This is a genomic window from Glaciimonas sp. Gout2 (assembly GCF_035018905.1).
Lineage (GTDB): Bacteria > Pseudomonadota > Gammaproteobacteria > Burkholderiales > Burkholderiaceae_D > Glaciimonas.
The window spans coordinates 120,674-143,849 of the sequence record NZ_JASJXA010000002.1; the positions used below are offsets into that span (position 1 = coordinate 120,674).

20 protein-coding genes are annotated in these 23,176 nt (G+C 50.0%); 8 read left to right on the forward strand and 12 right to left on the reverse strand.

Annotated features, from left to right (window positions below; all coding sequences use genetic code 11):
• Positions 1-374: 374 nt before the first annotated feature.
• The 7 genes from QN379_RS03035 to QN379_RS03065 form a co-directional block, all read right to left on the reverse strand.
• Positions 375-1,298: a biotin/lipoyl-binding protein gene (locus QN379_RS03035; protein ID WP_322232797.1), complete on the reverse strand. Its 924-nt coding sequence runs from the start codon at positions 1,296-1,298 to the stop codon at positions 375-377.
• A gap of 7 nt (positions 1,299-1,305) precedes the next feature.
• Positions 1,306-1,509: a DUF1656 domain-containing protein gene (locus tag QN379_RS03040; RefSeq protein ID WP_322232795.1), complete on the reverse strand. Its 204-nt coding sequence runs from the start codon at positions 1,507-1,509 to the stop codon at positions 1,306-1,308.
• Positions 1,499-3,745, reverse strand: coding sequence for an FUSC family protein (locus QN379_RS03045; RefSeq protein WP_323505964.1), 2,247 nt, complete (start codon positions 3,743-3,745; stop codon positions 1,499-1,501). The genes QN379_RS03040 and QN379_RS03045 overlap by 11 nt, the downstream gene beginning before the upstream one ends.
• Positions 3,746-3,760: 15 nt before the next feature.
• On the reverse strand, positions 3,761-5,395 hold the full coding sequence (locus tag QN379_RS03050; protein ID WP_323505965.1) for an efflux transporter outer membrane subunit: 1,635 nt from the start codon (positions 5,393-5,395) through the stop codon (positions 3,761-3,763).
• A gap of 235 nt (positions 5,396-5,630) precedes the next feature.
• Positions 5,631-5,906 carry a DUF4148 domain-containing protein gene (locus tag QN379_RS03055; protein ID WP_322232789.1) on the reverse strand — a complete coding sequence of 92 codons (276 nt, stop codon included), beginning with the start codon at positions 5,904-5,906 and terminating at the stop codon, positions 5,631-5,633.
• Between the two features lie 578 nt (positions 5,907-6,484).
• Positions 6,485-7,621, reverse strand: a complete 1,137-nt coding sequence (gene mnmA, locus QN379_RS03060; protein WP_323505966.1) for a tRNA 2-thiouridine(34) synthase MnmA — start codon at positions 7,619-7,621, stop codon at positions 6,485-6,487.
• Entirely contained in the window at positions 7,614-8,117 is a 504-nt protein-coding gene (locus QN379_RS03065) for an NUDIX hydrolase (RefSeq protein ID WP_322232784.1), read from the reverse strand. Before QN379_RS03065 ends, mnmA begins: the two co-directional genes overlap by 8 nt.
• A 359-nt stretch (positions 8,118-8,476) precedes the next feature.
• On the opposite strand from QN379_RS03065, the gene QN379_RS03070 reads away from it, so the two are divergent.
• From QN379_RS03070 to kdsA, 5 genes are all read left to right on the forward strand, one after another.
• On the forward strand, positions 8,477-9,592 hold the full coding sequence (locus QN379_RS03070; RefSeq protein ID WP_322232782.1) for a Re/Si-specific NAD(P)(+) transhydrogenase subunit alpha: 1,116 nt from the start codon (positions 8,477-8,479) through the stop codon (positions 9,590-9,592).
• Between the two features lie 71 nt (positions 9,593-9,663).
• The gene (gene panD, locus QN379_RS03075; RefSeq protein WP_322232780.1) at positions 9,664-10,020 is read left to right on the forward strand and encodes an aspartate 1-decarboxylase; all 357 of its coding nucleotides are present in this window, start codon (positions 9,664-9,666) and stop codon (positions 10,018-10,020) included.
• Between the two features lie 71 nt (positions 10,021-10,091).
• Positions 10,092-10,424, forward strand: coding sequence for an NAD(P) transhydrogenase subunit alpha (locus QN379_RS03080; protein ID WP_322232778.1), 333 nt, complete (start codon positions 10,092-10,094; stop codon positions 10,422-10,424).
• Positions 10,424-11,884, forward strand: coding sequence for an NAD(P)(+) transhydrogenase (Re/Si-specific) subunit beta (locus tag QN379_RS03085; RefSeq protein WP_322232776.1), 1,461 nt, complete (start codon positions 10,424-10,426; stop codon positions 11,882-11,884). The genes QN379_RS03080 and QN379_RS03085 overlap by 1 nt, the downstream gene beginning before the upstream one ends.
• 478 nt (positions 11,885-12,362) lie before the next feature.
• On the forward strand, positions 12,363-13,205 hold the full coding sequence (kdsA, locus tag QN379_RS03090; RefSeq protein WP_322232774.1) for a 3-deoxy-8-phosphooctulonate synthase: 843 nt from the start codon (positions 12,363-12,365) through the stop codon (positions 13,203-13,205).
• A gap of 121 nt (positions 13,206-13,326) precedes the next feature.
• Here the strand turns inward: kdsA and QN379_RS03095 are convergent, their stop codons facing one another.
• The 4 genes from QN379_RS03095 to QN379_RS03110 all read right to left on the reverse strand — a co-directional run bounded on the left by QN379_RS03095 (position 13,327) and on the right by QN379_RS03110 (position 17,888).
• Complete coding sequence (locus QN379_RS03095) at positions 13,327-14,481, reverse strand: UbiH/UbiF/VisC/COQ6 family ubiquinone biosynthesis hydroxylase (RefSeq protein WP_323505967.1); 1,155 nt, start codon at positions 14,479-14,481, stop codon at positions 13,327-13,329.
• A 10-nt stretch (positions 14,482-14,491) separates the two neighbouring features.
• The gene (locus QN379_RS03100; RefSeq protein ID WP_323505968.1) at positions 14,492-15,832 is read right to left on the reverse strand and encodes an aminopeptidase P N-terminal domain-containing protein; all 1,341 of its coding nucleotides are present in this window, start codon (positions 15,830-15,832) and stop codon (positions 14,492-14,494) included.
• Positions 15,833-15,995: 163 nt separating this feature from the next.
• The gene (gene murU / locus QN379_RS03105) at positions 15,996-16,706 is read right to left on the reverse strand and encodes an N-acetylmuramate alpha-1-phosphate uridylyltransferase MurU (protein ID WP_322232769.1); all 711 of its coding nucleotides are present in this window, start codon (positions 16,704-16,706) and stop codon (positions 15,996-15,998) included.
• Positions 16,707-16,799: 93 nt separating this feature from the next.
• Positions 16,800-17,888 carry an aminoglycoside phosphotransferase family protein gene (locus QN379_RS03110; protein ID WP_323505969.1) on the reverse strand — a complete coding sequence of 363 codons (1,089 nt, stop codon included), beginning with the start codon at positions 17,886-17,888 and terminating at the stop codon, positions 16,800-16,802.
• Positions 17,889-18,078: 190 nt separating this feature from the next.
• Between QN379_RS03110 and QN379_RS03115 the strand changes: the two genes are divergently transcribed.
• Positions 18,079-20,373, forward strand: coding sequence for an LPS-assembly protein LptD (locus QN379_RS03115; protein ID WP_322232765.1), 2,295 nt, complete (start codon positions 18,079-18,081; stop codon positions 20,371-20,373).
• Positions 20,374-20,431: 58 nt separating this feature from the next.
• Here the strand turns inward: QN379_RS03115 and QN379_RS23635 are convergent, their stop codons facing one another.
• Positions 20,432-20,638 (reverse strand): hypothetical protein, encoded by a 207-nt coding sequence (locus QN379_RS23635; RefSeq protein WP_416348514.1) that lies wholly within the window; start codon positions 20,636-20,638, stop codon positions 20,432-20,434.
• 1 nt (position 20,639) lies between these two features.
• Between QN379_RS23635 and QN379_RS03120 the strand changes: the two genes are divergently transcribed.
• Together QN379_RS03120 and pdxA are read left to right on the forward strand one after the other, a co-directional pair.
• The gene (locus QN379_RS03120; RefSeq protein ID WP_416348515.1) at positions 20,640-21,872 is read left to right on the forward strand and encodes a peptidylprolyl isomerase; all 1,233 of its coding nucleotides are present in this window, start codon (positions 20,640-20,642) and stop codon (positions 21,870-21,872) included.
• A gap of 126 nt (positions 21,873-21,998) precedes the next feature.
• Positions 21,999-23,108: a 4-hydroxythreonine-4-phosphate dehydrogenase PdxA gene (gene pdxA / locus QN379_RS03125; RefSeq protein WP_323505971.1), complete on the forward strand. Its 1,110-nt coding sequence runs from the start codon at positions 21,999-22,001 to the stop codon at positions 23,106-23,108.
• Positions 23,109-23,176: the final 68 nt, after the last annotated feature.

A 23,176-nucleotide genomic window follows, 5' to 3' on the forward strand; every position in this document is an offset into this window, starting at 1 on the left:
GTTGTGATATATCAGTAGATTATTCGTAATATATCAGAAATGCAAGCGCAATCTGACGAATGACAGAAGGTCGCTTAGAGCGTGTATTTATTTGGAACGACCGAAGCCTGCCGAGAGTTGCACTTTGATCTATGGCAGCAAAACGGCGTTTTGAGGATGTATTGTTGATACTAGGAGTGGGAAATGCCACGCCCACGCTGTGGGGCGATACGGGGAAGGGCGGCCAAGAGTATCGAAGGCTACAACTTGGCAAGCTTTATTGATACCGATTGTAAAAAAATGCGTGGATCAATCGGAATATCTTATCCCGCGGTTAATCCATTCAATCTTTTATCACTGCAATATTGCGTTGATAGATATATTTTCTCTGGTATTCATCCAGCTTTTTTTGCCTCTACTGTTGGTGGCTGCGATGCGCTTTTTTCACCTGGTTTGACAACCACCGTGCATGTCATCCCAGCCGCCAGCGTGATCCCGTCTGGCACTTTATCGATATGAATTCTGACTGGTACGCGTTGCGCCAGTCGCACCCAGTTGAAGCTTGGGTTCACGTTTGCCAGTCCATTGCTACTAGGCCCGTTGTCGCGATCGGTGATGCCGCGGGCGATACTTTCAATGTGTCCGGTCAAAAGCTTGTCGCTGCCCAGAAGACGCATTTCGGCCTTGTCACCAACTTGCATCAACGGGAGTTTATTTTCTTCAAAATAGCCGTAAATCCAAAATGAATTAGCGTCAATCACTGTCATTTTAGGAACACCAACCTGGGCAAAATCGCCAGCGTGAACGTTGAGGTTAGCAACCCAGCCATCGGCCGGTGCGAGCACGTTAGTGCGCTCAAGATTGAGTTTTGCCATGTCGCGTGATGCCAATGCCGCCCGATGCACCGCTTCAGCGGCCGATGCGTCGGAACTGGAATTTTCGCGACTTTCATTTGAAATAACATCACCGTCAAGCATGGCACGGCGCGCTGCATCGCGCTGTTTAATTGTCAGCGCAACGCGGCTTTGGGCCACCATTGCGTCGGCTTGCACCAATGCCAGCGCGTAGTGGGCCGGATCTATTTTCATCAGGATGTCGCCTTTGTGGACGTAGGCATTGTCGCCGACCGGTACTTCGATCACGCGACCGGCGACATCGGCAGCAACACTAATGACATCTGCGCGGACTCTACCGTCACGGGTCCATGGTGAATTCATGTAGTGATCCCACAGCGCTCGGGTCAACCAGCAGGCAATGACGACGACGATCAGTGTGATGACGATTTTTAGGACGTTTTTAATAAATAGCGATAAGTTCATATGAGTCTCAAGCAGCGTGCAGTAAAAGGCCAAAACCACCAAAAATACAAAAAAACATGGCAATCCTAAACAGACTAGGATGCCAGACGAAACGATACAGACGTAATCGCGTTAGTAGCCAGTCAACGCCGAATTGCAAGATGACACAGCCAATGAATACAGCAAGCAGGGTCGGTACGAGGGCATCAAAAATTGCGATTTCACGGGGCATTGTCAGATCCTGATGATGAAGTGTTGCGCATTGGATCAGTTGGGCCGTGCTCCAGAAGCGAAGTTCGGATCAGATGGAGATTGGCCAAGACTGCGGAGTAATTTTGCAAGGCCTGAATCTGCACCGTGGAAACGACACGGCAAGCGGCAATAGCAGCGATAACAGCCACCAATGCACTGTCCATATTACGCGGATTAGGGCGGGAAAAGAATTGCGAAACGGTGGTGATACTGCGTTCAATCGCGGTATGGGCATAATTGACCGACTCTGTGGACTGTGCCGATTGATCCTGTATGACGGACATGTTATTTCGGTAGCGGTTTTGCGGGGCGATATCTTCTCGCAAGTGAATTACCGCACGCCCGATTTCAAACACGGAGAGTAACCATGTCATGACTTCCCGATCATCATCACTTGGCACCAAATGCCCCATGGCAAACCGTCCGACCAGATCACGCGTACCACTTTCGAAGCGTGCCAATAAACCGGTAAGAGGTTTATTGCAGCCTTCGACTACCTGGCGCCGTAGCGCTCGGATCAGTCTTGCTCGTTCCCAGCGACTATCGACAGGGTCGATAATCATATACATCGCTGCGGCGATCGCGCATCCAATCAGACCACCTGTCATGCCATTCAAAAAGCCGACATAGTCGAACTCATAGACATTGCCTACCGCGGCATAGGACAGAAAAAATAACAGCATTCCCAAGCCGGGTCCTGTGTATTTCGGTTTGGCAGCAAGCCATGAAAAAAAGAGCAAAAATGGTGTCAGCGATAAGCACAACATAACGAAATTTTGCGCGCCGGGCTGAATGTAATACGCGCAGATAAAGCCACAAACGCCGCCGATGAATGCGCCTTGCATAAAGCCGATAACGGTTTTGGTCGGGGATGGCGACGCCGCAAATAAGGCGCTGACGACGGTGGCGAACACTACGGCATCCACGCCTGAAGGCCAGCCGGTTTGCCACCAAAACAGCATCGATACGCCGAAACCGATCATTGCCCTTAACGATGACATGGCCACCATGATGGGATCGGTACGATTGACGTAATGAGCGGTGAGGGCGATATCCGCGGGTAATGTATGGTCGCGCGCCAGCACGGCGTTGTGAACCCGCGTGTAAAGACGCAATTCATCGGTAAAACGTTGTAATAAGGCCGCGGCGGCATCGAAGTCTAGCAAGGCATCGTTGATGTAAGTCTCATCAAGGTGCAGCATTTCGGCAAAGCTCAATGTTAATCCACGCCGTAACGCAGCAAGCCGTTCTGAAAGTTGTTGGCGGCATTCCTGCAACTTCAGCGGGATATCGACTCGGCTGTTGCTCATAATGCTAACAATGGCGTTGTACTCCATCATCACGGCATTAAATGTATTTATTTTTCCGGTATTTTGTAGTCGTAGAAAAAGTTGGTCAAGGGAGTGAAAGGTGGTGGAGACCGTCATGAACGTCGTATTTAACAGACGTAAATGGTCTGCTTTTACATGGCCAGTTGAACTTTCGAAAGTCGATGAGGTGCGCAGACTTTCTAGCGCGATGACCTCGCCGATGAGGCGCAGCATCAAGCTATCGCGATCCAATTGCGAGCGTTGAGAATGCGGGTCGATTGCGTTGTTTTGCACAAACGTAGAAAAATGGGCGAAGCGATGAGCGACCGTGGCAAGAATCATTTCTGACAGACGTTTAGGAAACAATACGTCGCTAACGACGCCAGCACATAGCAACCCCAACACTACTTCGCTGAGCCGTGTTGCGGCGATATCGAACGCATTAGCCGGGTCTAGCGCAGCCGGTAAACCAACGATCACCAGGGTATAACCGGCCAGTACAAACGCGTAAGACTGAAAGTTGCGGAAAGTAATTGCGCCCGCAGTGCAAAATCCCATCCAACACATTCCAGCAATCAAAAATAGTACCGGTTCCTGCGTGAAGCAGGCCGCCATTACCAGAGAAAATACTACGCCGATGAAGGTGCCGATGAAACGGTAGAAACCTTTCGCCATGACCAGCCCGCTACCCGGCTGGGTCACAATCACGACGGTGACCATCGCGGTGGATGGCTTGGATAAATTGAATAACATCGACAAACCCATCGCCAGAAAAATCGCTAGCAACATTTTTGTCATGTGTAACAGAGTCGGCGCTTGCGCGTGAATCCAGGCACCGCTGATTTTTTTCAAGCGCGGTAACCACGCGTCATTGGCGCTATCCAGTTTTTGGGCGAGTTCACTCATGGCGTGAGGTCAGCCTTATTTAGCGAAAGAGGCAGCTTTTGCAACCTCAACTTTGGGATGCGGCAAATCGTCACCAAGTCCGCCGCCCAGTGCTTGCATGAGTTGTGCCCATGCATCCAAATATGCGGCGCGGGTTTGTGCGACACGTTGCTGCTCTTGCAGCAACGCCGTTTGAGTTTGAATGACATTGAGATAGGAGGTAAGACCCGCCTTAAACGCACGCTGCGCAAAACTTGCCGATTTTTCGGCGAGTGCCATAGCGCGTTCGGATTGATTGCGCTGCAACTCAACAGATTTCAATTTGACGATCTGGTCGGCCACGCTTTGCAACGACTGCAACAAGGTATTGTTGTAGGTCTCAATAGCAGCATCCAGCGTCGCCGTTTGTGCGCCCAGATTAGCGCGCAAACGGCCGCCATCAAAGATGGGCAACGAGATTGCAGGGGCAAAACCACGAACATTGGAGTCGGTGGTCAGGAAGCGGCTTAAGCCGATTGATTCGAACCCGATGAAAGCCGAAATATTGATATCAGGATAAAACGCTGCCTTGGCGACGGCGATGTTTTTGGTCAGCGATTCGACGCGCCAGCGTTGAGCAATAACGTCAGGACGCCGCCCGATTAGATTGGCCGGCACATTGTCGGGAAGGCTGATCGGTAGTTCTGCGTTACTGGCAAGTTGACTATTCACCATACTGCGCGATAGGATCGGACGCGCTATAGCGTCGCCAGCGGAGGGCCCTTGGCCCGTCAACGCGGCAATTTGATTGCGCGAAAGCGCGATGGCTTCGTTGATCTTTTCAATCGCAGCGCGGGTGGTCGGTAAGCTGGTTTCGGCTTGATTCACCTCAAGCCCGGTACCGATGCCAGCATGCAGGCGACGTTGTGCAATGTTAGCGATAGCTTGCTGCTGTGCCAGCGATGCTTCGGCAATATCTTTTAGTACAAACTGGGATGCGAGCTGCAAATAGCTGCGCACTACCATGCCTTCCAGATTCAGTTGTGCCGCACGTGCCTCTGCCGCGCTGACGTGTACATTATCAAGCGCAGCTTCCAATGTGTTGCGATCCTTATCCCATAGATCGAGGTTATAACTGGCCTTGATGCGTGCATCGTTGCTCCAGTCCCAACCGCCACCTAACGGTGCTGGATATAAGCCGTCGGTGGTGAACAATTCGCGCGTGACTGACGCTGCGGCACCAACCTTCGGTAAGGTTCCCGCTTCTGCCACACCAGCCAACGCGGTGGCCTGACGAATCCGCGCTTGGGCGATTTTAATAGATGGGCTGTCCGCAATTGCCTGTTTTACCAGCGTATCGAGTTGCGGGTCGCGGTAAGCTTTCCACCAGGTGACGGTCGGCCATTGTGCGTTTATTTGCGTGGCGGTCATGGCTGCGCTGTTATTGAGTGCGCGGCCGTCGATGCTCTGACCATCGCTGAGTTTGGCGATAGGGTCGATGCCTGAATAACTTGCACACCCGCTAAGCGAAACTGCCAAAGTGCTGGCAACGAGAAATCCGTTGGTCGATTTTGATGTCAGCCATGATGTCAGCAATGCTGTCAGCGAAGCGAAGGAGCGTTTCGGAGATAACGGCGCTGGACATGAATCTGTTAGCAGATGCTGAGGCAAGAAGGAAGCTAGGAACCACATGGTGAAACCCGATGAGTGATGAGATGTTGCTACGCGTATCAGTAACTACATCAGTTCGCATTTTGAATACGTGCTTACGTGATTGTTGTACTAGCCGCTTATTTTTTATGAAAAGTCACAACTATCTAATCACGACTATCTAAAGTGTTAATAAAACAGCAAAACGCCACTTGTGGTGGCGTTTTTTTTAGCAGCGATATTCATACTATCGCATACCTGTCTTTGACTCGGTTGATTAGTTGCCCGTGTTAATTGACATATCTGTTTTTTCAGAAACTTGTTGTTCAACCTGAGCGCGTGTTAGCGAGCTTTGTTCTGAAGGCAGAATTGGATAACGGGCGTGGTTTTGATTCAACAAACCTTGTGCTTGTGCTGCCACTAATTCGGTCTTCACTTCGGCGCGGGTTTTGGTTGAAACGAAATGATCATCCGCAGGGTAAGGCATTTCAGCAAAAGCACTACCAGCGGCAGCTAAGACAACTAAACCAGCGATCAATTGTTTGGTGTTCATATATTTCTCCATAAAGTTAATTTCAACACCGGGCTTGGCGGAACGGGCGATTAACGCCTATCGGGTCCTGCCTCAGTGAACGAGTACTTCTTTACTTTCTTCCGCCTGACTGTGTCATATTGGCGGGAAGCTGTTGTCGTTTCCTCGATGAAATGAATTATAAATAATCCTTTCCCGTCAATAAACAGCAAAATTCATAATTCACTATTTCATTATTAGAAATAATAAAGGGGTTGAAATTTTGGGTGGTGTTTCCATTTGTTGTATCGGGAAAACTTTTTGGTAGGGTCTTCTGGCTCGGCTAAGGGGAAATAGCAAGATGGATAGGCGCGAAAGGCAATCACCAAGCGACATGCAGCAGGTCGCGAAGGCGAATGGAAGCTATTGCTAATCTTCCACCCGGTGCACTGCAAAAAGTAACGTTAATAGCGCGACGCATTAACGGAGGCGTTCTTAGCGCGAAGGTCCGTAAAGGATGTGCGACGAATTCCAACAAGTGGGTTGTCAGGTCGCTGGCTGGGGGGTGTCCATTAACGCTTTAAGAGGTTGTCATATTATCTATATTGCATGTCTTTGCTTTATTTTTCGTCTCCAGATGACATGATAATTCCTCCGCCCAGACAAACATCGCCGTCATATAGCACTGCAGACTGTCCCGGCGTGACTGCCCATTGGGCAGCGTCGAAGTTGAGGGAAAAAGTTTCGGTCGTGTCAGCTGCGGTATTGGCGAAGTTGCCATTAAAGTTACATGCCATATCGGCCTGGCGATAGCGGGTCTTTGCAGATAATTGCGCTTGTTTTGGCGCTTCACCTGCGACCCAACTGACTTGTCCCGCCTCTAACGTCGATGAGAGCAGCCAAGGATGATCGTGGCCTTGCACTATGTGCAGCGTGTTACTTTCAATGTCTTTTTTTGCGACGTACCAAGGGTCGCTATCACCAGCAGCATTTTTATGTGACTGCATTCCACCAATGCCGATTCCTTTGCGCTGGCCGAGTGTGTAAAAACTCAGGCCAACGTGTTCACCAACGGTGTCGCCAGCGTCGGTTTTCATCGGGCCGGGTTGATACGAAAGATAGCGATTCAAGAATTCTCGAAACGGCCGTTCACCAATAAAACAGATACCTGTCGAATCTTTCTTTTTTGCGTTCGGGAGCTGAATTTGTTCAGCGATTTTACGTACTTCCGTTTTCTGGATTTCGCCCAGAGGAAATAAGGTCTTCGACAATTGGGCCTGATTCAGCCGATGCAAAAAATAACTCTGATCTTTGCTGGCATCCAGCGCTTTTAATAACTCAAAATTGCCAGCTGGCGCTTGACGTACGCGGGCATAATGGCCGGTCGCGATCAGGTCAGCGCCGAGCTTCATTGCGTGATCAAGAAAGGCTTTAAATTTGATCTCGGCATTACACAATACGTCAGGATTCGGGGTGCGACCGGCTTGATATTCGCGCAAAAATTCTGCGAAGACGCGATCTTTGTACTCAGCCGCAAAGTTGACAGCTTCAATATCTACGCCGATGACGTCGGCGACGCTGACAGCATCAATCCAGTCCTCCCGTGTTGAGCAATATTCGGAGTCGTCATCATCCTCCCAATTTTTCATGAACAGGCCGATCACTTCATAGCCTTGTTGCTTCAATAGCCATGCCGAGACGGACGAATCGACACCGCCCGACATGCCGATAACGACGCGTTTTTTTGCTTTAGACATGGTCGCTCCCGCTGTCATTGTGATGGGTGAGCGCGCTGGCGTGGGTGTGCAGCGTTGATAGCGGCACTCGGTCGCCACGCAAGTAATCATCTATACATTGCAGAACCTGCGGACTGCGATGGCGTTCTGGACAAGCGGCTAATTCATCTCGCGACATCCACAGCACGCCGACAATACCCTCGTCGAGTGGTTGGTTGTGTATTTTGCCGACAGTGCCACAAAATACAAATCGTAAATATGTGGCACTTTCGCCTGTGCGGGCAGAGTAATAGCTGGCCAGATAGGTACCAATTAACGCAGTTGGGGTGAAATCGTGTGCAGTTTCTTCCAACGTTTCCCGCACCACCGCCTGAATCAGTGATTCATGGGGATCCAGGTGCCCGGCCGGCTGATTAATACGAAGGCCGTCATTTGTGTGTTCTTCTACTAACAAAAAATGGCCGTCACGCTCAATAATGGCTGCTACCGTGGCAGAGGGTTTCCAAACTTCAGTCATAAATTCCTCGGGTAATCCGACATTTTAACGTGGCTGTCAAATTTTCGATCAAACCCCTTCAATATCGTGTATCCACCACAACAGAATGCCGATGTTCATTAAATGACGACCTGATAGAGCGTTATGACTAGTTTCATATTGTTTAGCAATAAATATTCCGTGTAATATCCCTACCACCCGTTATCGGAGCGCGCTGTCTGAATTGATTGGACTCTCTACGGTAGATTGGCATTGACGTTGTCGTTGTCGCTGTCGTTGTGTCATTCAGTATGGTTTAGCATCGTGGTATATCATCTGTTGGCAACAAATTAATAGTGTGTATTTACCACAAGAATTTTTACACAATAAGGGAGAATCTTATGAAAATCGGCATCCCCGCCGAAACGCGGCCTGGCGAAACCCGGGTTGCAGCGACCCCAGAGACGGTCAAAAAGTTAGTAGCAGCAAAGCATCACGTTGTAGTGCAAGCTGGTGCCGGTATCTCGTCGAGTATCACTGACGAGGCTTATGCAGCGGCTGGTGCGCAAATTGGCACTGTCGCAGACGCGTTTGGTGTAGAGACGGTGTTAAAAGTACGTGCTCCTGCGGTAGAAGAGTACGCGCATCTCAAAAGCGGCACGGTCATTATCGGCATGTTGAACCCTTTTGATGCCGAAAACATTGTTGTAATGGCAAGCCATGGTCTGACGGCTTTTGCACTCGAAGCCGCACCGCGGACTTCACGTGCACAATCGATGGACGTTCTTTCGTCCCAGGCGAACATTGCTGGCTACAAAGCGGTGCTGATGGCGGCGAATACCTACCAACGCTTCATGCCGATGTTGATGACCGCCGCCGGAACCGTCAAGGCCGCGCGGATGCTGATCATGGGCGCGGGTGTGGCCGGTTTGCAGGCAATCGCTACGGCAAAACGTTTGGGCGCAGTAATTGAAGCATCCGACGTGCGGCCAGCGGTAAAAGAGCAGATTGAGTCTCTGGGCGCCAAGTTTCTCGATGTGCCTTTTATTACTGATGAAGAGAAAGAAATCGCCCAAGGCGTCGGTGGATATGCACGCCAAATGCCAGCGGACTGGATGCGACGTCAGGCTGAGTTGGTGCATGAGCGCGCCAAATTAGCCGACATCATTATCACAACGGCATTGATTCCTGGTCGCAAAGCACCCATTCTGATCAGTGAAGAGACCGTCAAGGCGATGAAGCCAGGGTCGGTGATTCTCGATATGGCAGTCGATCAAGGTGGCAATTGTCCCTTATCGGAATCTGGCAAGACCGTCATCAAGCACGGCGTGCACATTATCGGCGAAGGCAATCTGGCAGCGCTAGTGGCCGCGGATGCCTCGGCGCTGTATTCCCGCAATGTACTGGATTTCTTAAAGTTGATCGTCAATCCTGAGGGTGGATTGGTGATTAACCGTGAAGACGATATTGTTGTCGCGACCTTGTTGTGCAGCGGCGGTGAAGTTCTTCGCAAATAACATTACATATTTTCGGTGGATCTGCGCAGGTAAAAACGGGCAGACACCATCGAACACAGGAGAAAGAAGTAATGCAACGCATCATGTTACGCGCGAAAATTCATCGCGCAACTGTTACCCAAGCCGACCTTCATTACGAGGGATCATGTGGTATTGATCCAGACCTGCTGGAAGCGGCCGATATTATTGAGGGCGAAAAAATCGAACTTTATAATGTCAATAATGGTCAGCGCTTTTCGACCTATGCAATCCGTGCCGAGCGCGGCAGCGGTGCGATTGCGCTCAACGGCGCTGCCGCCCGTTGCGCCCATCTGGGAGATTTGTTGATTATTTGTACGTATTCCCCATTTTCGGATGCGGATGCGGCGATTTACGTACCGAAAGTTGTATTTGTCGACGATAAAAATCGCATGACAGGGATGAAATAAGGCTAACCGATAGCAACCGCATACCAACCATTTTGAATCTGCGGTCTGTCAAAAAATAAGGGGGAGAACACATGGAAGTGTCGCACACCATCACCAATTTGATCATCTTTGTACTGGCGATCTATGTCGGTTATCACGTGGTCTGGACTGTCACACCGGCGTTACATACGCCGTTGATGGCCGTTACCAATGCGATTTCTGCGATCATTATTATCGGCGCAATGTTGGCCGCCGGATTGACTGAAGGTCTGGTCGGTCAGATCGCCGGAACATTAGCTGTCGCACTCGCTGCGGTCAATGTGTTCGGTGGCTTTTTGGTCACGCAGCGCATGTTGGAAATGTTCAAGAAAAAAGAGCCTAAGACCAAAGCTGCAGATGCAGATACCAATAAGGGAGCGCATTAATGGGTGCCGAAATCGCTAACTTGTTAAGTATGAATCTGGTCACAATGTTTTATCTGATTGCGTCGGTTTGTTTTATCCAGGCGCTAAAGGGTCTATCGCATCCGTCCACTGCACGGCGCGGAAACGCGTTCGGTATGGGTGGGATGGCGCTGGCGATTGTGACCACGATAGCGTTGATCATCAAATTGAAAGTTGAATCGCAAGGTGCTGGATTTGGCTTCTGGCTGGTCGCTGGTGGTGTAGTAGTCGGTGGCGGTATTGGCGCGTATCTGGCCAAAAGCGTTGAGATGACTAAAATGCCGGAATTGGTTGCAGCGATGCATTCGTTGATTGGTCTGGCTGCGGTTTGTATCGCGGTCGCAGCGGTCTCGGAGCCTTGGGCTTTCGGGATTGCGGCGCATGGTGCGGCATTGCCAGTCGGTAATCGCATCGAACTGTTTATTGGTACTTTTGTAGGTGCCATTACATTTTCTGGTTCGGTCATCGCATTTGGTAAACTTTCTGGAAAATACAAGTTCCGTCTGTTTCAGGGTGCGCCGGTAAGTTTTGCCGGTCAGCACTTTATTAATCTGTTGCTGGCTGTAGCAATGCTGATTCTGGGCATTATCTTTGTCATGACGCAAGCATGGCTGCCATTTATTTTGATGGCGCTCATCGCGTTTGTACTCGGCGTACTGATCATCATTCCAATCGGTGGCGCGGATATGCCGGTGGTCGTGTCGATGCTGAACAGTTACTCTGGTTGGGCAGCGGCCGGAATCGGTTTCTCGCTCAACAATTCGATGCTGATTATTGCCGGTTCACTGGTCGGTTCTTCCGGTGCGATTTTGTCTTACATCATGTGCAAGGCGATGAATCGTTCGTTCTTTAATGTGATTCTGGGTGGCTTTGGTGGCGACACGAGTGCCGTTGCCGCCGCCGGGTCGCAAGTTCAGCGTCCAGTCAAATCCGGCTCGGCTGATGACGCTGCGTTTCTGCTAGGTAACGCAGAAACTGTCATCATCGTTCCTGGTTATGGCTTGGCTGTAGCACGCGCGCAACATGCGTTAAAGGAACTGACCGAGAAGCTGACGCACAAAGGCGTGATCGTGAAGTATGCGATCCATCCGGTGGCAGGACGTATGCCGGGACACATGAACGTACTGCTGGCAGAAGCCGAAGTGCCGTACGATCAAGTGTTCGAGATGGAAGACATCAACAACGATTTCAGTCAGGCTGATGTGGTGCTGGTGCTGGGTGCGAATGATGTGGTTAATCCTGCTGCTAAAGATCCAAAATCATCGATTGCAGGCATGCCGATTCTGGAAGTCTACAAAGCCAAAACCGTCATCGTCAACAAACGCTCAATGGCCTCTGGTTATGCCGGTCTGGACAACGAGTTGTTCTATATGGATAAAACCATGATGGTGTTTGGGGATGCTAAGAAGGTGATTGAGGCGATGGTGAAAGCGGTCGAATAAATCTCGTGTTTGTACGTATAAAACCGCGTTGATGAATACACATTCATCAGCGCGGTTTTTTATTGGAGCGATTTTTGTTGCGTTGGCTTAAATTAATTTTCTCACTATATTTTGCATGAAGTCCCTTTTTATAATAAATTCAGCCAGATTCTTCTTCTTGTATTTTTGATTTATTTTCTGGAAATCTTTCCATCGCAAAATACTTTTTCCCATTTTTCATGGAATACTACGTTTTTGAGGTTTGTAGATGTTAAATATTGCCTTTTAGGTAGTTTTATTGATTCTCCAGCAAGCCTTGTTATTTCTTGGGGCGTCGCTGGAAATAACGCTTTGAAGCGCTCAGTTTTTCCCGTGCGTGCAGTGCGTCAGGACTTCCGAAATAAGTCGTGTAATTGCTTGTATGTGAGGATGATCTATCTAATTTCGGTGCAAAATAATAGTTGTATTTTGTGCCTTTAAAAAATCTACAAAGGTTCTGATGATTAAAATTAATAACATTATTGATGTGGACAATGCTGCGCCGTTTGTTTTATTCGGTGGGATCAACGTCCTCGAATCAAAAGATTTTGCCTTGCGTACTTGTGAGGAATACGTCCGTGTCACCCAGAAGCTTGGTATTCCGTTCGTATTTAAAGCTAGTTTCGATAAAGCTAATCGCTCTTCGATTCACTCTTACCGCGGTCCGGGGCTTGAAGAGGGGCTAAAGATATTCGAAGCAGTCAAGTCGACCTTTGGCGTACCTATCATCACTGACGTGCATGAATCGTGGCAAGCAGCACCCTTGGCGGAAGTTGTTGATGTATTGCAGTTGCCGGCTTTTCTGGCGCGCCAAACCGATCTGGTGGTCGCGTTAGCGAAGACCGGGCGGGTGATCAATATTAAGAAGCCACAATTTTTGAGTCCAACGCAAGTGGCTAACATCGTCGAAAAATTTAAAGAAGCAGGTAACGATCAACTCATCTTATGTGATCGCGGTACCTGTTTTGGATATGATAATCTGGTGGTGGATATGCTAGGTTTTGGTGTTATGAAAAAGGTCTGCAATGATCTGCCGATTATCTTCGATGTGACGCATGCACTACAGCAGCGCGATCCGATGGGAGCCGCTTCAGGCGGTCGGCGTCAGCAAGTTGCTGAGTTGGCTCGCGCTGGTCTGGCTACCGGGCTTGCGGGTCTTTTTTTAGAGGCGCATCCAGATCCCGACTCGGCTAAATGTGATGGACCAAGCGCATTACCTCTCGATAAGTTGGAGCCTTTCCTGCTACAACTTAAGGCTTTGGACGATTTGGTTAAATCGTTTGCTCCGCTGAGCATTATTTGAGTAAGCACATGGTCATGTCATGTGTCAGGTAATGAATCGATGATCTTGGTCTGAGTTGCCAGACACGCAGATCGGCATTTAATAAATTTATCAGATGCCGATTAAAACGCTCAAATTGATCTCAACGCCGCCCAAACATCATCTGCTCAGCCAGCATATTTTTCGCTGGCTTGATTGCGTCTACAAGACCTAGTGATAACCCGAGTAGTGTTTGCGAGAGTGCGCCTTGTGGTGCACTGGCAAAAACCCTTGCCATCAGGTCGGTCATATGAATCGTCATGCTGCGATCGGTTTTTCTACTGTTAGAAAATTTCTCCAACGTTAAAGGTGAAACTTCTTGCGCCAACAATTTCGCCAGGACGGCTGCGTCGCGCAAGCCCAGATTAAGACCTTGGCCAGCGACGGGATGCAGTGTTTGTGCGGCATTGCCAATGGCGACCGTGTGTACTGAAGTGGCGGGATGGGCATTTAAGCCCAGGGGGAAACTATTGCGAGACGACATACGAATGAAGTGTCCGACTCGACCGCCAAAAGCATTTTCAAGTGCTTTCAGAAATAGTTCATCAGGCAGCGTGAGCAATTTCGCAGCGTTATCAGGACGTACGCACCAGACCAACGCGTAGCCATCATCTTGCGGCAAAAGCGCCAGCGGCCCTTGATCGGTGAAGCGCTCAAATGCGCGATGTGGAACAGGCGCACTGGTTTGCACGTGCGCGACAATAGCGATCTGATCGTAATCACGTTGTAATTCTTTGTTCGTTTGCGCGCCAAACAATCCGCCCTCAGCCTGCACCATTATCTTGCTGCGCAGCACGCGACCATCCGATAATGTGATGGTGACACCGTCGCTTTGTTCGTTGCTGGCGCTGACCTGAACTGGACGCAGCAAAGTAATACCATGTAATTCGGGTAACGCGGTCAATGTCGTAATCAAATCGCCATAACGGCAAACGTAGCCTAATGCCGGTATTTGATAGTCGGCGCGCTCAATGAGCGTGCGGCCGAAATGCCCCCGACGCGAAACATGGATTTGATGAATCGCGGTCGCCGCTAACGGCCACGCGCGGACATCTTCCAGAATTTGACGGCTGCCATACGAGAGGGCAATTGCGCGTGGATCAAGGCGCGCCTGATCAATGGTTTTTCCATCGATCAGGGCAATGCGATCCGGTGCGACGCCGCGCTTGATTAACAGGGCGGCGAGTGTGACGCCAACCGGACCGGCTCCACAAATGGCGATGTCTGTATGCAGCGGTATATGTGTGTTGTCTGTCATTATCAGGTGGTTATTTCCGCATCAGCGCTTCGATATCAGCAACAGTGCGTGGTGCGCCAGTGGTCATGAGTTCGCAGCCCGTGTTGGTGATTAAAGCATCGTCTTCAATCCGGATGCCGATGTTCCAGTATTTTTCTGGAACGCCTTCTGCCGGTCGCACATAAATACCCGGTTCGATAGTGGTCACCATGCCGGGTTGCAAACCACGCCAGGGTTTCGGTTCGCCTTCAGCGATTGACGCATCCAGGTCGCGATATTCGCCGACATCGTGCACATCCATGCCCAGCCAATGACCGGTGCGATGCATATAAAATTGCCTGAAATCACCGTTGGTAATGACGTCATCCAGTGACCCGACTTTGTTTTTGTTGAGCAGTCCTGTATCCAGCATGCCTTGTGCCAGTACGCGAACGGCGGCGTCATGACCGTCCATAAAATGCTTGCCCGGACGCGTAACTTCAATGGCAGCATTTTGCGAGGCCAGCACAATCTCGTAGAGTTCTTTTTGCGGGCCGGAGAAGATGCCGTTTGCAGGAAAAGTGCGCGTAATATCACCCGCATAGCTATCGAATTCGCAGCCAGCATCAATGAGAACCAGATCGCCGTCTTTCAGGATCGCATCGCTGGCGCGGTAGTGCAGGACGCAAGCATTAGCGCCGGTAGCGACAATCGATCCGTAGGCGGGATATTGCGACCCCTGGCGACGGAATTCGTGGAGCAATTCTGCTTCAAGTTCGTATTCGCGCAAACCAGGTCCGGAGAATCGCATGGCGCGACAATGACCTTCAGCGGAAATCTCACCGGCCCGTCGCATCAAGGCGATTTCATCGGCGTCTTTGAACAAGCGCATTTCGTCCATCAATACCTGAACGTTATGGATGGCAGACGGGGCAACAACCCCGGCGCGACCCATGGCACGCACGCTGCCTAACCAACCTTGCAGTTTTTCATCGTATTCGCTCTGATGGCCAAGTGCATAAAAAACGGAGGGCGTATCGGCCAACAGTTTTGGCATTTCAGTGGACAGCGATTCGATCGGAAATGTGGCATCAAAGCCAAATTTTTCGCGTGCAGCAACAGGACCATAACGGACGCCATCCCAGATTTCGCGTTCCAGATTTTTTTCACGGCAAAATAAAATGGCTTTTGGATGCTCTCCCGCGATTAGCACGACGACCGCTTCCGGCTCCATAAAGCCTGACAGATAATAGAAATAGCTGTCGTGGCGATAAGGATAGTCGGCATCGCGGTTGCGCATGACTTCAGGTGCAGTCGGAATGATCGCGACGCCACCACCCTTGGCTTGCATCAGGGCGATTAGCTGGGCACGTCGTGTGGAGTAAGGGGTCATGTGCATCCTTGCGTTTGAGTTAATGTCGATGATGCGCGCTATGTCGGGAAGTACCGGTCATTTGATGCTGATCTTAATGTTGCAACAAATCGTTGCAACAAATCGTTGCTACGAATGCTTGCGGCAGCCGCCTGGAAATTGCGGCCTTTTTTACAAAATGTGTTTACAACGGTGCGTTCAATTGCTCCAGCCGCGCGATAGTGCCAACATCCGTCCAGTCTCCACGATACACCTCTCCACCGATTTGGTTGAGATCAGCATATTGCCGCAATATTGGTGCCAGTTTTCCGAATTCGCCCGCAGCAATGGAATCGAACATCATCGGACGGAAGACGCCGATGCCGGAATAAGTGAAGCGCGGTTCGCCTTCGTTTCCTTTATTGGAGACTGAAAAGCTGTTGACTACAAAGTCTCCTTCGGGATGATGCGCCGGATTTTTTACCAGATATAACCATGCTACATCGCGGGTTTCAATCGGGTGGGGAACGCCCCATAAGTCGTTATCTTCTAACGTAGTTTTAACCTGTTCAAAATTAAAGTAAGGGCAGTAAATGTCGGCGGAGACTGCGACAAATGCCGCATCGCCGAGCAAATGGCGGGCCTTCGCGACGGCGCCGGCGGTCTCCAGCGCTGTGCCTTCGGCTGAATAGGTGATTTTGGCACCGTATTTGCTGCCATCACCGATGGTATCTTCAATTAATTGGCCCAGGTGAGCGTGATTAATAATGATGTCGGTGATGCCCGCGCGCACCAGATTGACGATATGCCAGACGATGAGTGGACGGCCGCGGACTTTTAAAAGCGGCTTGGGGGTGGTATCGGTCAGCGGGCGCATGCGCTCTCCGCGACCGGCGGCAAAAATCATTGCTTTCATGGAATGCTCGGTGTCTCAGTTATTTTGTTAGCGTATTTATACGTCAATATATTCAACAAAAAATAGTGGTTGAACTGGTTTAAAAATACTGGTTTAGAACGTATAGCCAATTTTCTGTGGCGTGTCTTCCAGTTTATCAATCAAGCGAACCAGGGGAATCAATTCGCGATAGCGCAATGCCGCTTTTCGGACATAGTCCATAACCTGCGGAATGTGTTGCATGTATTCCGGCTTTCCATCGCGATAATTCAAGCGCGCAAATAATCCGAGAATTTTTAGATGACGCTGTAAGCCGATGTATTCAAAATCCCGATAAAAGGTGTCGATATCAGGGGCAACCGGTAAGCCGACGCGTTTGGCACGTTCCCAATAACGGATGACCCAATCGAGTACCTGTGCTTCGTCCCAGGAGCGATAGACATCGCGGAACAACGAAGCCAGGTCATACGTGATGGGCCCGTACAGCGCACCTTGAAAGTCTAGTACGCCAGGATTGCCGTTGGGCAATACCATTAAGTTGCGTGAGTGATAATCGCGGTGTACGTAGACTTGCGGTTGCGCCATATTGTTGGCCAGAATGACATTGAAGACGCCATCGAGGCTAGCGCTTTGCTCTGTGGTCAATGTGACATTTAAATGCTTGCCGATGTACCACTCAGAAAATATGTGTAATTCTTTTGATAAAAAAGCGCGGTCATATTCTGGCAGAACATCTGGTTTGCTATGCGTTTGCATTGTAACTAATGCATCAATTGCATCCAGATAGAGCGCGTTAGGGTCAGCTTTCTCATCATTGAGTTGTTGCAAATAAGTTGTCGGGCCGAGGTCGGATAACAACAAAAAACCGCGCTCAACGTCCTGCGCCAGAATGTCCGGCGTTGACATGCCCGCATTATGAAATAGGGCGGCAATTGAAATAAATGGGCGCACGTCCTCTTGCGGTTGAGGTGCATCCATCACTATCAAGGTTTTAGCATCGCCTGAATTAGCAGCATCAATGCGGAAATATCGTCTGAAACTGGCGTCAGCAGATGCAGGGCGGATCGACTCCGCCAGAGTAGGATGGTCAACTAAAGTTGATAACCAGTCAATTATTTGTGTCAGGCGCACATCCGGTGTAGCGGAAGTTAAAGAGGGCGTGCTTGGCGGCGTAGATTGAGGCGATAATTCAGGTGATGTCATTAAGCAGTCCAGGAATACGGTTGTAGGTAGTCAGTTCCCATATAATAAGGGATTAATTTTAAAAAATCCCTACGATGGCGTTTGCTCAATGCATTTCTTGACACGGTTTTCATCAGTATCCCTTTCACAATCGTCGCCGCAATCCTTGCTGTCGCCTCCACTTCGCTCGCCTTTTCGTGGGCATGTGGCCATGCGGAAACACCAGATGGTGCGGTTGCCCTTGCCGCGTATGCGACGTCTCGCATGGCTGATTGCCTCAGTACTAGCTTCTTCAGTGCCAATATTTGTGTCGTCGGCAGCGGTGGCGCAAACCACATTGGTCCGGCAGCCGCGCGTCGATGAGAGCAATTTGCCAACGACGGTGGAGGCCGAGCAGATGACGGGACGTCCTGATCGGGTGTTGAATCTCGACAACGATGTTGATCTAACACGTGGTCAGACAGAAGTTAAATCCGACAAGGGGACTTACCGGATCATCGAAAACGAAGTCGAAGCCCACGGTTGCGTGCGCATGAATCGTTACGGAGACGAATATACTGGAAACGATCTCAAGCTAAATATGGATTCGGGGCAGGGATTTTTGACGCAACCGACGTATAAATTTGGGATAAACGGAGGTCACGGCACCGCTGAACGTTATGATTTTCAGGATGAAGATCACGCTAGAGCGATTACGGGCACGTACACGACTTGTCCCGGTACTAACCCTGATTGGTACATTAAGTCCAGTACCATGGATATCGACAGCGGTCGTGGCGAAGGTTTAGCCCATGGTGGAGTGCTGTATTTTAAAGATGTGCCGATTCTGGCCTCACCTATTTTATCCTTCCCCCTGTCAAGCGACCGTCAATCCGGATTTTTGCCGCCGACGATTGGCGCCACCAGCACGGGCGGGTTCGAAGTCAGTATGCCGTATTACTTTAATATCGCGCCCAACCGAGACTTGACGTTCACCCCGAATGTGATTACCAAACGCGGTGTGCAGTTGGGCCTGGAAGGACGTTATCTTGGCGATACATACAGCGGGATAACCAAACTCGAATATCTGCCGAATGATCTGTTGACCAAGACCAATCGCTATGCGATTCAATCGAATCATACGCAGACCTTGGGTGGTGGCTTTGGCTTGGGATGGAATGTCAACTATGCATCCGACAATCAATATCCGGATGATTTCTCTCGGTCGATTACGCAAAGTGCACAACGCTTGTTGAACCGTGAATTAGACCTGACCTACGGTGGCGCATATGGCAACGTGTCCGCGGTGGCATCGCGTTACCAGGTTTTGCAAGATTATGACGCTAACGGGAATCCATTGATCGTGCGTCCATATGACCGGCTGCCGCAAGTGAGTTACAACTTCAGTCGTCAGGATGTCGGTGGATTTGACTGGTCTGTGAATGCGCAATACACCCGATTTAAGAATAGTTCTTACGATGTGCCAAAGACCATACAATTGCCGGGTGAGGGTGATCGTCTTTACATTAATCCGCAGATTTCCTATCCGATTATTGGTGCAAGTTATTTTTTGACACCAAAACTTCAATTGGATGCGACGTCGTACAGCCTCACGGATGTGGTGCCGGGTTCGCCGACGAGTTTTAGCCGTGTCTTGCCGACGTTCTCTCTCGATGGTGGTCTGACGTTTGAACGTGAGGCTAAATTGTTTGGTAATGCCGTGACACAAACGTTGGAGCCGCGGATGTTTTACGTGCGCACGCCGTACAAAGATCAAAATAACTATCCGCTGTTCGACACAGGCGTATCAGACTTTAATTTTGCGCAGATTTTTACTGAAAACAGCTTTTCCGGCCATGATCGTATTGGTGATGCAAATCAGCTAACCACAGCAATCACCTCCCGCTTTATCGAAGAAAGTGGCATTGAGCGTTTGCGCTTGGCAGTCGGTCAGCGCTTTTATTTCACACCACCGTTGGTATCTTTAGATAACAGTGTTGTCAATAGTCGCTCTGATTTATTACTTGGAGCCAGTGGTCAACTCACGCGCACTTTAGGGATAGATAGTAACCTCCAATACAGTCAAAGTATTAACACCGTTCAGCGTGCAAACTTCAGTATGCGCTGGCAGCCCGCGCCTAAAGAAGTGATTAATCTGGCTTACCGTCTGGATCGTACTCCGGCAGATGTTGCTCTCAATAATAACGAGATATTGAAGCAGGTTGATCTCTCGGCGCAGTGGCCGATAGCTAAACGCTGGTATGGTGTTGGTCGTATCAACTACTCGCTTCAGGATCGTCGGGTCGCTGAGGGGCTGATCGGAATAGAGTACAAAGCGGATTGTTGGGTTTTCCGCGTAGTAGCGCAGCGCACACCGACGTCTACGGCACAGACTAGCTCGGCATTATTTTTCCAGCTTGAATTGAATGGATTGACAAAACTCGGCTCTAATCCGATGCAGGCGTTAAAAGGCAGCATCCCAGGTTATCAGAATGTAAATCAACCAGACAAGATCATCAGTAATTGAATCCGTCATACTTATATATGAATGCTCTCATCACTATGCGCAAAACCAATCAGTCCAATCACTCCAATAAGCTGCAGCTAGCCTCGATCATTGTGGCAATGCTGTTTAGCGTCACATCCAGTGCGTGGGCACAAAAGCCAGCGGCGAGCCCATCAAGTCCGCCCGTCATGGCCTCACCAACTACTTCTGACACGGCGCCAGCGCCCTCAACTGCGCCCGCTTCGAGAGCAACAACGGCCAATACTCCGCAGACTATCGATGTCATCGTGGCGGTCGTTAACAACGAAGTTATCACGCGTCAGGAATTAGCCTTACGCCTGAAGGATGTGATTCAACGGATGAAAAGTCAGGGTATCGAAGCACCGCCACCGGCTGAATTGCAAAAACAACTGTTGGAGCGCCTGATTCTTGAGCGCGCACAAGTGCAGGCAGCCAAAGAATTAGGCTTGTCAGTTGATGACAAAATGCTGGATGCTGCCATTGGCCGTATTGCGGAACAAAACAAGCTGTCCATGAGCGACTTCCGCAAGCAATTGGTTCATGACAATATTCCGTATCCTGCTTTTCGAGATGACATTCGCCGCGAAATTTTGCTACAACGTTTACGTGAGCGGGAAGTCGACAACAAGATTCAAATTACCGAATCAGAAGTCGACAATTACATGATCGCTGAAGCTAGCAACAAGCAATCGCAACAAGCGCAGCAGGAGTTAAACCTGGCGCAAATTTTAGTGCGGGTACCAGAAAATGCCTCGCCAGCGCAAGTCAGCGCCCGACGCAAGCGTGCTGAAGAGGTCTTGCAGCAACTTAAATCAGGCGGAAATTTTGGCAAAATTGCGGCAACCTACTCTGATGCACCCGATGCATTGACCGGTGGAGAACTGGGATGGCGTTCACAGGATCGTTTGCCAAAAATGTTTCTTGATGCAGCCGCCACGCTGACGCCAGGACAGGTCTCACCTATCTTGCAGAGTGCAAACGGATTTTACGTCATCCGACTTAACGACAAACGTGCTGCTACCAATGTTGAAAAACCAGCCGCTGCGCCAGTTGAGCAAACGCATGCGCGCCATATTTTGATCAAGGTTACGCCAACAGTTTCCGCTGCAGAAGCGAAAAAGCGCTTGCTTGAATTAAAAGATCGTCTGGATAATCATGCTGCGAAATTTGAGGATCTGGCAAAACTCTACTCAAATGATCTGTCAGCATCTAAAGGTGGCGATCTTGGTTGGATTTATCCTGGCGACACGGTACCTGAATTTCAGCGCGCCATGGACGCTTTGAAACCCGGACAAATTAGTGAGCCGATTGAAACACCTTTCGGTTATCACCTGATTCAGGTGTTGGAACGCAAAACCGACACTGTTTCGGCTGATCGTAAGCGACTCGCGGCCCGTGCTGCCATTCGTGACCGAAAAACGGAAGAAGCTACCAATGACTGGTTGCGTGAGCTACGCGATCGCGCTTATGTTGAATACCGTACCGAAGATAATAATTGATCGTTAGCCCCGCGCGCATCGAGACTTCCTGTGAGTGCGCGGGGTAACAAGCTCAACTCAAATGCAACTCAAGTAAAACTCAAGTAAAACCGGCATGATCGTAATGACTTACTTATTGACCATTCAATGACAGATCAAAAATTTGTTAGTACCGCAACACTATCCCCTAGCGCTAATGCGCGTCGTCCTATCCTCGCGATCACCTGCGGCGAGCCAGCTGGCGTCGGGCCTGAGATTTCTATCAAGGCGGCGTGGGAATTGCGGGCTGACATCAATAGCGTTCTTATAGGTGACGCTGCTTTTTTAGCGATGATCGCGGCTGAGATTGATCCGGCGATTAAATTGGTTGCGCTCTCGGAGCAGGCCTTTCTTTTTAGCGGTTTGCCCAATTTTGGTCCAGATCGTATTGCTGTGATTGACTCGCCTTTTAGCGTGCATGTGCAGCCGGGCAAACTTGATCCGCGTAACGGTCGCGCCATCTTAAAGACGCTGGATATCGCGATTGCAGGTGCCGCCGCAAAAAGCTTTGACGGTATCGTCACTGCGCCTCTGCAAAAGAGCACTATCAACGATGCTGGCGTTCATTTCACCGGTCATACCGAATACCTGGCAGAAAAAACCGGTACAGCGCAAGTAGTGATGATGCTGGCGACTGATCGCACCACGCCGCCGTTGCGGGTTGCCTTAGCGACTACGCATCTGGCGTTGAAGGACGTGGCTGCGGCGATTACTACAGACAGTTTGAGCCGCACGTTAGATATTTTGTACCACGATTTACAAACCAAATTTGGTATAGCGCAGCCGCGTATTATGGTAACTGGGCTTAATCCGCATGCGGGTGAGGGCGGTTACCTCGGACGTGAAGAAATTGAGATCATCACACCGGTATTGGCGGCAGCAAAGGCTAAAGGAATGCTGGTCAGTGGCCCTTATCCGGCCGACACACTGTTTCAGCAAAAGTATCTGGATCAGGCAGATTGCGTGTTGGCGATGTATCACGACCAAGGTTTGCCAGTCCTCAAATATGCCAGCTTTGGGCACGGCATTAATATTACGCTTGGCTTACCCATCATTCGGACGTCGGTCGATCACGGAACCGCTCTTGACTTAGCGGCTGCGGGATTAGGCAAAGCGGATCATGGCAGTATGCTGGCTGCGCTGCATTCTGCGGCTCAGATGGTGCGCGCGACTGCCACTTCCGACGCCGTGGGCCTTAGCGTTAGCACGGCAGAATAACTTAGTTTTATACGCCCTTAAAAGTGCCGTTGCATAATCCAGAGGGATAAAGAATCATCATCGCCGTC